This window comes from Vibrio mytili, from assembly GCF_000830505.1.
Classification (GTDB): domain Bacteria; phylum Pseudomonadota; class Gammaproteobacteria; order Enterobacterales; family Vibrionaceae; genus Vibrio; species Vibrio mytili.
On sequence record NZ_JXOK01000034.1, the window covers coordinates 1 to 10,674 of the forward strand.

At 46.7% G+C, this 10,674-nt stretch carries 9 protein-coding genes and 2 pseudogenes; 7 read left to right on the forward strand and 4 right to left on the reverse strand.

Annotated elements, in window-relative coordinates; all coding sequences use genetic code 11:
- Positions 1-140 precede the first annotated feature (140 nt).
- Positions 141-788, reverse strand: coding sequence for a LexA family protein (locus SU60_RS09380; RefSeq protein WP_025587953.1), 648 nt, complete (start codon positions 786-788; stop codon positions 141-143).
- A gap of 117 nt (positions 789-905) precedes the next feature.
- Between SU60_RS09380 and SU60_RS09385 the strand changes: the two genes are divergently transcribed.
- From SU60_RS09385 to eexR, 7 genes and pseudogenes are all read left to right on the forward strand, one after another.
- A complete protein-coding gene (locus SU60_RS09385) occupies positions 906-1,157 on the forward strand; it encodes a helix-turn-helix domain-containing protein (protein WP_000451746.1) in 252 nt (83 codons plus the stop codon).
- A 55-nt stretch (positions 1,158-1,212) separates the two neighbouring features.
- Positions 1,213-2,082 (forward strand): hypothetical protein, encoded by an 870-nt coding sequence (locus SU60_RS09390; protein ID WP_041155300.1) that lies wholly within the window; start codon positions 1,213-1,215, stop codon positions 2,080-2,082.
- Entirely contained in the window at positions 2,069-2,731 is a 663-nt protein-coding gene (locus SU60_RS09395; protein ID WP_032081042.1) for a DUF6475 domain-containing protein, read from the forward strand. Before SU60_RS09390 ends, SU60_RS09395 begins: the two co-directional genes overlap by 14 nt.
- On the forward strand, positions 2,718-3,266 hold the full coding sequence (locus SU60_RS09400) for a lytic transglycosylase domain-containing protein (protein WP_041155301.1): 549 nt from the start codon (positions 2,718-2,720) through the stop codon (positions 3,264-3,266). Before SU60_RS09395 ends, SU60_RS09400 begins: the two co-directional genes overlap by 14 nt.
- Positions 3,263-3,487, forward strand: a pseudogene (locus SU60_RS09405) (flagellar transcriptional regulator FlhD); the annotation flags it as partial. The gene SU60_RS09400 and the pseudogene SU60_RS09405, both read left to right, overlap by 4 nt.
- 69 nt (positions 3,488-3,556) lie before the next feature.
- Positions 3,557-4,090 (forward strand): FlhC family transcriptional regulator, encoded by a 534-nt coding sequence (locus tag SU60_RS09410; protein ID WP_000566753.1) that lies wholly within the window; start codon positions 3,557-3,559, stop codon positions 4,088-4,090.
- Between the two features lie 57 nt (positions 4,091-4,147).
- Positions 4,148-4,579: an entry exclusion protein EexR gene (eexR, locus tag SU60_RS09415; RefSeq protein ID WP_000183214.1), complete on the forward strand. Its 432-nt coding sequence runs from the start codon at positions 4,148-4,150 to the stop codon at positions 4,577-4,579.
- Between the two features lie 32 nt (positions 4,580-4,611).
- Here eexR and SU60_RS09420 read toward each other — a convergent pair.
- From SU60_RS09420 to SU60_RS09430, 3 genes and pseudogenes are all read right to left on the reverse strand, one after another.
- Positions 4,612-8,180, reverse strand: a pseudogene (locus SU60_RS09420) (conjugal transfer protein TraG N-terminal domain-containing protein).
- A gap of 3 nt (positions 8,181-8,183) precedes the next feature.
- Positions 8,184-9,572, reverse strand: coding sequence for a conjugal transfer protein TraH (locus SU60_RS09425; protein WP_025587948.1), 1,389 nt, complete (start codon positions 9,570-9,572; stop codon positions 8,184-8,186).
- 2 nt (positions 9,573-9,574) lie between these two features.
- Positions 9,575-10,519: a thioredoxin family protein gene (locus tag SU60_RS09430; protein ID WP_041155302.1), complete on the reverse strand. Its 945-nt coding sequence runs from the start codon at positions 10,517-10,519 to the stop codon at positions 9,575-9,577.
- Between the last annotated feature and the right edge of the window lie 155 nt (positions 10,520-10,674).

The window sequence follows — 10,674 nt, forward strand, 5'->3', positions numbered from 1 at the left end:
AATTACACCTTGCAATATAACACATTGATTTCATTGAAAATAACTCCAAGAATCAAAGCGAACACCTACACTTCAACCTACACCAAAAAAAAGACTAACAAATCAGAAACTTACAACCAACACACTAAAAATTTCATTCTTTAACAAAAATCGATAATTGCCTGTTTAACAACACCTACTATAGTACAGTTCCCATTTATCGGCATTGCGGGATATTGAGGGTTTAAAGGCTTTAGATACTTCTGGTCACCATCAATGACCAACTGCTTAAAGGTTGCTTCTATAGAATCATCCAGACGCGCAACAACCAAAGAGCCTGATGAATAAGGTAACTCAGGATCAACAATAATGACTGCCCCTTCAGGTATCGATTTTTTACCATTAGGATTTTCCATGCTGTCGCCTTTTACACGAAGTGCGAAACAACCCTCATGTGCTTTCCCAGTAACTTCACGCCACTCCTCAGCATCTTCATGGGCAAATCCCTCCGCTATTTCAGTCCAATCACCGGCCTGAACCCAGTTAATGAGAGGAATTCTTCCCTTAATATCAGGCCCGACTTCTACATTACCGACCCCCAAGCCAATCTCGCCATCACCTGTGGCGAGCCAATGAGCATTCACGCGAAGCGCCTCCGCGATCTGCATGGTGTAACGAGACCTAGCCGATTTACCAGAGCAAATCTGGCTGATCGACTGCTGTTTGATACCAATGCGACGAGCCAACTCAGACTGAGTCACCCCAGTAAGCTGCAAGGCATGGTTTAGTCGTTCGGATAAAGTTTTCATAAACCCGTATTCTACAAATAAAACTGTAGCCTTTCAACAATTTTAACTGTTGACTAATCTACAGTTTAAACTGTAACATCCAATCTTGTAACAGTTATTATTGTAACAGGAGACGGTATGGAAGTGTTCAACACAACACAAAAACATCTCCGCCGTGCCATTGACTTGGTAGGCGGGCAATCAGCATTAGCACGAGCCATCAACTCAAAACAGCAAAACGTCTGGTTTTGGTTGAATAAATCAGGGCGTGTTCCCGCTGAATTCGTTTTACCCATCGAACAAGCTACGCAAGGACAGGTAACCCGATCTCAGTTAAGACCGGACATCTATCCCGAATGCCCAAGCGAGCTGAAAGCCAGTAACCAGTAGGATTAAGGGCAAATAATGGTCAGCATTTTACTTAAACACAAAAGCGAGTTCCTCCATGCGTGACTATGGCAAGGTCTATACCCGCTTTTGGCTAAAGCAAAACGTTTTGTCTTGGAGTGACTCAGCGAAGTTGCTAGGACTTTATTTGCTTACATGCCCACATTGTAATTTGCTTGGCTGCTTTCGATTGCCGATTGGTTACGTTGCTTCTGACTTGAACTGGGATGAGCAACAGGTTGCCAAGGCTCTAAATGAGTTAGAACAAGATCAGTTCCTCATTCGTTGCGAGGAATCCGGTTGGACTTTGATTCGGAGCTTTCTGAAGCACAACCCAATCGAAAACCCAAACCAAGGTAAAGCAGCCTTTCGGTTGCTTAAAGATGTACCTGCCGACTTCATTGGTATGGCATCGCTTTTGAAATCTCTTGCCGCTTTTCAAGTTCGGCTACCAGAAGAATTTTCATCATTGTTTATGCCTGATGGCAACCCGGTAAGGGACTCTCAACGGTCGGATGACTCTGAGAGAAGCAATAAACCAACAGTTAAAACTGTTAACCACATACAGTTTGAAGACTTCTGGGATGTACAAATACGCAAAGAAAAAAAAGCGAAAGCCAAAGAAGAATGGCTACGCATGGGCCTCAATGAAGACCATGAACTCGCCTTGGAAGTGCTAACACGCTGGAAAGAGCAACGAGACAACCGATTGCAGTATCAAGATCGGACTAAGACCCCTATGCCACATAACTGGCTTTTAAACCGGCAATGGGAAGACGAGTACGTTCGCATTGATGAAGTACAGCAATCATCGACGAGCCTAAAGGGCAGCAATCACCAGTTGAACATTGAAGAAAGCAATCGCCGCATTGCTGAAAGCTGGGCCGGACCAGGTATTCGGGAGGTTCGTTCAAGTGCAGGAGGTTGATAAACGCGAGTTTGCTGAAGTTTGGGGAGCTGCTTGGGCCATGTATGGCAAAAGCGTATCACCGCAATTGCTATCCATCGCATTTGAAGCCCTTCGTGCTTATAGCATTGAAGAAGTGCGAATCGGTCTGACTCGGCATATTCAATCACCGGATACTGGGCAATTTTTTCCAAAGCCCGCTGACGTCATCAAGCATATCGATGGCAACTCGGGTTCAAGAGCCATGGTTGCTTGGAACAAAGTTGACAAGGCTGTTCGTCAGGTTGGCGCTTGGACATCCGTGATGTTTGACGATGCGCTTATTCACCGCGTTATTTCAGACATGGGGGGATGGGTTGAACTCTGCAAGGTAGATGACAGGGAATACCCCTTTAAACAAAAAGAGTTTTTAACACGCTACCAGGCTTACTTGTTGCGGGACGAAGTGGGTGAATACCCAAGGCTATTACAAGGTATTGCAGACCATCAGAACCAGCAAAAAGGATTTGATATGCAAGCGCCGGTTGCCGTGGGCGACTGGTCAAAAGCAGCACAAGTTTATACAAGAGGCATCACCGACTTTAGCGCAGTGCCTTTGAAAAGAATAAGCCCGAAAGCCATTCAGGCGCTTCTCGGAAATCAATTAGAGGACAAAAATGAAAACGATTAAATCAAAAACCATTGCCCTAGTGATAGCCATGTCCGCAGGCACTTCAGTCTATGCGTTTCCGGGCTATCAGTGGGAAAAAGCAGCACAAAGCGTTGGTATTGATCCAGTCATGCTCTACGCCGTTGCCTTGGCTGAGTCGGCCTCACATCGTGGTCTCAACATGACCAGTCCATGGCCATACGCAATTCGAAATGGTTCAAACGCAACCTACGCCAAATCTAAGACAGAAGCAGAGCAACTGTTAAACCAGGCACTGCAAGAGACTGAAAAATATCAGCTCGATATTGGCCTTATGCAAATCAATTTGCATTGGCATGGGCATCGGGTGAGCTCAGCAGCAGAACTGCTAGACCCCATCACCAACCTTACGGTCGGCTCAAGTATTTTGGCCGAAGCAATCAAGTCTTCACCAAATGATTTAGAGCTTGGCATAGGCCGCTATCACAGTTGGAACGAAGAGCGTGCACGCTGGTATGGGCAAAGAGTGCTTTCTATCTATCGCAATATTTTACATGAACTGGAGGTCCGTCAATGACAACCAATCAACAAGACTTCTATCAATTAAATTTGGCGTACCTACACGCAGCACGAGAATTAGCGCGAATTGATCCGCAAGAGGCCGTCTTGCGCTTTGGACTTACACGCGACGTGGTTGATGCTCTGATTAATGCTGGTGTTGATGACCTGCAACGAGTGGCGACCTCATCATTCATGCTGTTTCAACCAAGGGGTAACCAAAGCCAACTGATTGAGATGGTGAAGAGCAAAGGCACAGGTATCCCAAGAATCGCTTATTTATTATCAACTAAACAACAAGGGGGATGCATGATTGATAACCTGTCCAAAAGTGAGCTATTTACCCGAGCCTCGCTGCTTATTAAATACGGGTTTCGAACAACCATTATCGCGCTCGATACAGGTTTGCCAATCCACATTATCAGAAGGCTGCACAAAGAAGTGACTGGTAAGTCACCTTGTCCTGGTCAATTACCAGAATCTGATGCCATTGTTAAAAGCAGAAGAGCCCTAGTTGAAGGCTCCCTGCTGATGGCGCTTTATGTCAATATTGGTGGTGATAATGTCTACAAGCAATTAAATATCGATGCTTTGATGAAGGCTTACGATGCGTATTTGGTTGCAAGAGAAGAAGCAGATCTTCCAGCTGAGATCCCCTGGAAAAAACTGACCATCAATGAAGGTTGGGTTCTAGCTCGTGATTTAAGATCACAGCTTGCATCCTTACACCGGTGTCGATGCGGCAGTCTGTATTTGACGGTATCACAACAGCGCATTCAGCTTAAATGCCCTGTGTGTGAGATTATGGCCGAGCAAACCACTAGAGCACTTTTTGAGAACTAACATGCTGATGCATGATTTGATTGTGCACCGTCTGTGCACTTTGAGAGTACTAAGAAGATGACAAACTTACTTAAATCTTTACCAGCACGCTGCTGGTTTATATCACTGGGGCTTTTTCTGGCGACTTTGGCAGCGGCTCATTTTTTTCCATCAGAAATATTTACGGCATCTGCCAAGTTAGCGGCTTTGCCATTTCTGATTTGCACCATCGTTTTTTTCAGCTACTTGGGATTCAAAGCAACTGCTAGTCCTATCGGCCTTATAACCATCACCACTATGTGTTTAGCAATCGCATATTGGCAAGCGAGTTGGGCAATTTTATGTGTCGGTTTAGCTTTCTTAGGCTTAAGCGGACTAATCCATTTATTTCAAAGACAACTGAAAGATACCGGTCGAGAACTAAGCCTGAGCGAAAAAAAATATTGGTACTGGGTAAACGAATTTGCAGACGGTCGCTCATCTATCCTCCCCAAAAGGCCAAAAAAATAGCCAGCCCATCACAAGCTGGCTACCTTCTGTTTTTAGTTCCTTCCTGAAGCCTGGTTATAGGCCCTAATATCGATCAAGTTGTTCTGAGCATAATCTCCAGCAAGGGATGCATTTGAGATCACTGCAATCTGCTTATCCACAAATGCTTTATCTTCTTCGGACACACTGTCAGGAATGTAAGCACCGCTCTCATCTTTTTGACGATACTCATTTAGCATTTGCTCCCTTAGACCAAGCATTTCAGGCGACCAACTCGATGAGTCTTCAGAGTTGAAAACGCGCCCCGCCAAACCTTCATTGAAAGCTTGAGCAAACACTTGACTTTGAATCGGGGTCAATCCCATTCTCTGCCCTTCGCTGTATGCTTCCTGTTTAAAATCATCGGCATACTGTTCTAAGAACTCACCATATCGATTGTTAACTGCCGCACCGAATGCCCCAGCCAACATGGCTTCAGACTTAGTACCCCAGTTTACTTCGGAGGCATACTGCGAACTCGATCCACTGTATGCATCATTAAACGCCGTCAATGGGTTTTCCAAAGAGGTTCCGGCGTCAACGGCTGCTTTTAAGCCATCCCAGGTTGATTTGCTGGCCACCGTTGCATTGTGCAAGAAACCTCGTGAGCTAGGGTCTTCAAGTGCTTGCTCCTTGTAACTCTCATAGTCTTCGCCAAAGTGATTCAAGGTATGCAGTGCTGCATCAGTATGCTTGCCACTGAAGTCACCAATAGCACTGGCGCTGTTGAAGAACATTTCAGCACCAGAAACTCCGCTATCATCAGCCATAATGCGAGATCGCCACTGAGAGCCAGCTTCACTGTTTAGTCCAGATTGATAGGTACTTGTGTCAGAAACTACGGCCTGTTGGGCTTGTTGTTGATGCGCATTTAGTTGTCCATCAACACCAGACAAATTAGTTTGGTAAGCTGATTGAGCTGCGTTGAACTGAGTTTGAACAGTTGCAGCATCCTCGTAGCCGCCCAATACACCCGATTCCACTTGGCTTTGAGTGCCACCAAAAGTAGGTGCAGTTGATGACAAGCCTTCATTAGAGCGTGGCTGAATAGATCGTAAATCGGCTCCGGTAGCCATGGCCATAACAGTCATTGCTGCTTGATAGTCATTGTCTCGTTCAGCGGGCGTCGAGGAGTTGCTATAGGTTAAAGACTCCATAGCTGCGGCCACATACGCCTGATTATCATCAGGTAGCAAGCGCTGATACATTGGAAGGTTTTCACGTAATCGGTTACCTGCTTCAACATGCTGGTTCATATAGCGACCTAAATAATCCATGACTTCAGGATTATCCGCTGCTAATCGAGTTAACGTCGCACCATCCGTGTTCCTTTGTCCTGATAGACTGTAGCTGGCCTGATCAAGCTCACTAAAGCGGTTTGATGCCGTGATAACGTCTTGTGCTGAACTCTGAAGTGACTGATAGTCTTGATTAGACAACGACATCTCAACGCCAGAGCGTCTTGAATCTGAAAGGTCCTTAACCATTGCATCGCGATACTCAGCACGTCGTGAATCACTTGATGCCAAGCTTTGCATCTCCCCAGTGAGCGTATTTGCGGTCGTTGACCGAGAACTGCCCTCTGATGACTCAACTTGGCCACTAAAGTTACCACCTAAATCCAAGCCTGCTCGTAACCGTGATATTTTTGGCACTCTTGATGATTCAGGCTTATCCACTCCTGGTAGGTTGCCTTGTGGGGAGTCATTCCCCCCTGTACCAAGTAATCTTCCCAAGAACCCTTTATCTGCTACTTCTTTATCACCGGTATTTGTAATGGTTCCATCTCCACCGACCCTAAGGCCTCCCGATAACACGCCCGATACCAAGCCACGTACAGCGTCTTTTTTATCGTCTCCGAAACCATACCGTGTTTGCAGGTCATCAGTAACCTGATTAACAACGGCGCTAGATGCGGAATTAGAAGAACCGATCTGACGTCCAACCGAAGAAAGGTTGTCGTAACTTAGCTTTTCACCAAAAGTTCGACTCATGGTATTGCCAACTTGACGGCTAAAGGCTTGAGTTGCCTGAGTCATGGATTCTTTTGCAGAACCGACCATTGAACCCACCGCATTTCCGACAGAGAAACTGCTTAGTAAGTTTGACGCACCGGTCATTGCAGAACCTGTGAGGGCTGAATTTTGGAACATTGACTGTGATTGCATCACCGGGGCATTTTTCGCGACATCTGGACTTGCCATCTTTTCATCAATGGCATCACCGTTTTGAAGACGTCCAGCCAAGTGGGTAGCGGTTATTGCTGAGCCATACACGAGCATGAGCGAAATCGCCGGAACACTCGACGCCAACATGCCGCCAGTAGCTATCCAGGTTTGCAGCACTGAATCCATCTGCATCATCCCAGCAAAAGATGGCACTTCTGTACCTGCAAAGGCATCAAGAGCCGACATTTTCCCAGCAACGGTTAAATGGATATATAGGTTAATGATGGCCATGACAGGCATCCAAAGTTGAATCCAAAGTAGGATTAACAAGTACTTCCCGGCCATTCGCATCCCGATCTGGCCAAGGGCAATCACAAAGGCCATCAATGGGTGATGGCGTAAATGAAACCCTCAAAAAACGTCATCATCGGACGAACGATGCTTTGGAACAGGGTCTGATCCGCCGCCCATTGCGTATTGCGCTGCTCAATCGCTTGGTTAACCATGACGGCTGCGGTGAAAGCTTGATCATCCATATACTTGCCCGTCACGCTTTGCTCATAGATAGGCAAAAGCACCGACGCGGTCATGTACTCTTGGGTGTTTACTGAAGCCAAACCAAGGTTATTCAGTGCATTTCGGATCACGTCATCAGTGTCCGTTGCTGACGAAGTCCCCAATGAGGCTGACAGAACCTGTTTAAGCCTTGGAATGAAGGTTGATTCTGTCATGAGTTTCAGTTGGCTATAGGCATCGGTGCAGTCCAGATCACTACCGCTACCACTGAGCATGATGCGCGTGCCATAAATGCTAGAGTCAAACCTAATCGCAGTCATCGGGTTAGGATCACTCAGCACCTGATCGAGGTTCTTTTGGCCAATGTCGATACCAATCAAGGTGCACTCTTTGATGTAGTTAAACCACGATTGCTCGATGTCCGAACCGGCGACACGATTTGCATCACCCAAACCAGAGCGATCCATCACCTGTTTTCTCACTTTAATCAGTGACTGTAAACTGGATGCAAAGCCGTATTCCGTCATGGCGGGAGTTGAGAACGCCGTTTCAAACAATCGCGTGATTTGAAAGCCAACAGTCGAAATCGTACTGCCTGCGGCAGCAACACCGATGGGCACATTATCAACCACACGAACTTGTCCCGTGTACGCATCCTCAATGCTCACGCGGGTACTGGGCCCAAACATGGTTGCAAAGACTAGCCATGAGACTAAAACGTGTTGAAAGTTAATCCCACGACCACCTTGCATTAAGGCCTGAACAGAGACCATCAGTACCCCAATTAGCAAGCCAATCCGAACCATTGAAATAAAGTCGCCTGTACCAGTGATCATCGCGACAGCATTCAGGACCTGCTCTAAAAAAGCCGAATCCCCGATGGAATAGATTTCCCACATTATCTATTCCCCCAGCGCCGTAGATTTAACGGTGTAATAACGCTGTTTGCGAATGGTCTGAATCACCTGATTAAAATGCGCCAGTAATTCTTGCTCTGAGCCGTATCTTCGCTGTAACGCGGCGTACTCCTCATTGATTTGGCGACGTGCACGTTCAAGGTCTTCGGTTAACAACTTCGCATAGGCATGATCTTCGACACCAGAGGTGCTTCTAGCTGCGTTGAGCATGTCTTCAACCAATGCTCGGGCCATCTCAACAGCAATAAATGGTGCTGCTCGTGAAGCAAACGACCTAGCGGCACCTTCATTTAATGCAGAAAGTGTTCGAATCATGCCGCCAATGCTCGCGGGAGCCGAGGTCATAAAAGCCTTTTCGGTGGTGCTAGCAGCCCCTGTATTTCGAGCAAATTTAAAAATAATGCCGTTACTAGAACCTGTACCAAGAAGTAAATTTTCTACCTGAGTTGATAACCCGGTAAGGGTCACGTTAGTGATTGTCGGGTTCAAACAACCGTCTTGCGTCACTGTGTCACATCGGTACATAGCGACGTTACCGCCATGAATTAGATGCTCAATAGTCACTTTATTGCCATTCAGCCTGGTCAGTTTTGGGGCTTTACCTTGGCCATCAGCGGCATTCGCTAAATCACCAACGATAATCGAACCAGTCACCGACATAACCGCTTCAAGAAAACGGTCATCCCCCGATGCAAACCAGCTTGATGCCGAATGACGTTTCAGTGCTCGCCAAACCAAATTACCTTTAATCGTTCTGTTTACATCAGATGCCGCGACACTCGAAGCGTTCTCATATGGGTTCTTACCATTGGACTCACTCCAACTGGTAAAAACGTCTCCAGCCCCTTTAAGTGAGCTCAACATGCTTGCTTCTGTTTGCCCCTTTTTACCAAAAGCAGCCAGGGTATCGTTCACGACTCCCTGAGCCATTTGACAGGAATTGCCAAAATACTCGTTCAACTGCTGGATTTTCTTTTGCAGTGTCTCCATGTGCTGGGAGCATTTCTCACACATAGCACTGAGCGCCAATTGGAATGCGTACCCCTTGGCGTTTGCAGCAACAGAGCGAAGTAATTGAACAAACTGATCCGCGTTAACAAATGACAAACTTCCCGCGAACATATCAATGCCACCACAACCGGCTTGGAATGACGGAGGCACCATAGAGACGAGGTTCTCGTTCATGATTCTGTTACGGACAACAACGCTTCCACCAGATATAACGCCACGCCGCTGACTCTCGAATACACCTGGCGCAGTGGTGTTGGTCATTGAACCAAACAACTGGTTCATCTCCTGTTGCAAGCTTGCTTGGCTCATAGATGAAAAACCAATCGCACAGGCGATTAGCGATACTCGGAATACTTTTTTCATCGTTATAACCCTCCTTGTGCACGCAGATAGCGAACAAGGAACTCAGGGTCCTGTAATATCTTTTCGTTAAGCTCTTGGGCTGACATCGCGAGTGACACGCCGGGTTGAACAGGTCTGGTGGCATAGTAAGTTTGATCGTCAATCCAACCGGCTTGATGGGCTGCGAGAATGATTCGATTATTGAGCTCATCAAGGCTCATTGCGCCTTGGCCAATCGGAGTGATGACATTAGGCGGATCAACTAAGAACACGGCAGGGACAGTCGTAACGGACAAGGATTGTGCTTGTCCTGAATCAACTTTGTAATTGGGAAACTCTCCACCGGGTAAAGGCATGCCATCGACAGCAATAGCAAACACCTCGAAACCGTAGTTCAAAGCCATGGATTCGATGATAGGCGCTTGAGCATGGCAGTAAGGGCAATCCGAACGATAGAAGAAGAACAAACCAGCCCGTTTTGCTACTTCACCTAAAGCTACATCGCGTTGAGCGCCAGCTTCTCGATCCATCCGATTGGCAGCATAGGTCGCCAAGGGTCTGCGACTGATTTCATCCAAAACAGGATCGCCCATGACCACCTGCTGACTAACATCAGCAAATAGTGAGCCCTTATCCATCATGACGCGCTGAAGATACAGATAGGCTCTGACATTCTCACTCGTTGGCTCATCAATTGCCTTGTCCATAAACGATTGCATATGCTCTCGGAACCATGCGGCACTGAAGGGCTTTAGTTCGCTCTGACTGGACTCCACGACACCAGCTTCCGGCTCTATCAGCTCATCAGGCTGCTCAGGTTCAGGAATGACCTGATACCAAAACCAACCTTCCTGACCACGCTGATAGAATGGCCCATCACTGGCATGGGCGGGCAAGATGAATAGAAAGAGAATAATGATTGGGATGGTCACCCATAGGATGAACCAAGGTAACAAAGGGGTTCTCATTGTCAGCTCCAGAAAATTTCACAGAGCTAACATGCTAAAGAACGCCGTTAAGGTGATTGACCAGATAGATGAAGGAATTGTGTGTGTTTCTGACTAGCTGTTGTGACCAGTAACAGTAACAACAGCTAAATTTAACGAGCCAAATTTATGATTGG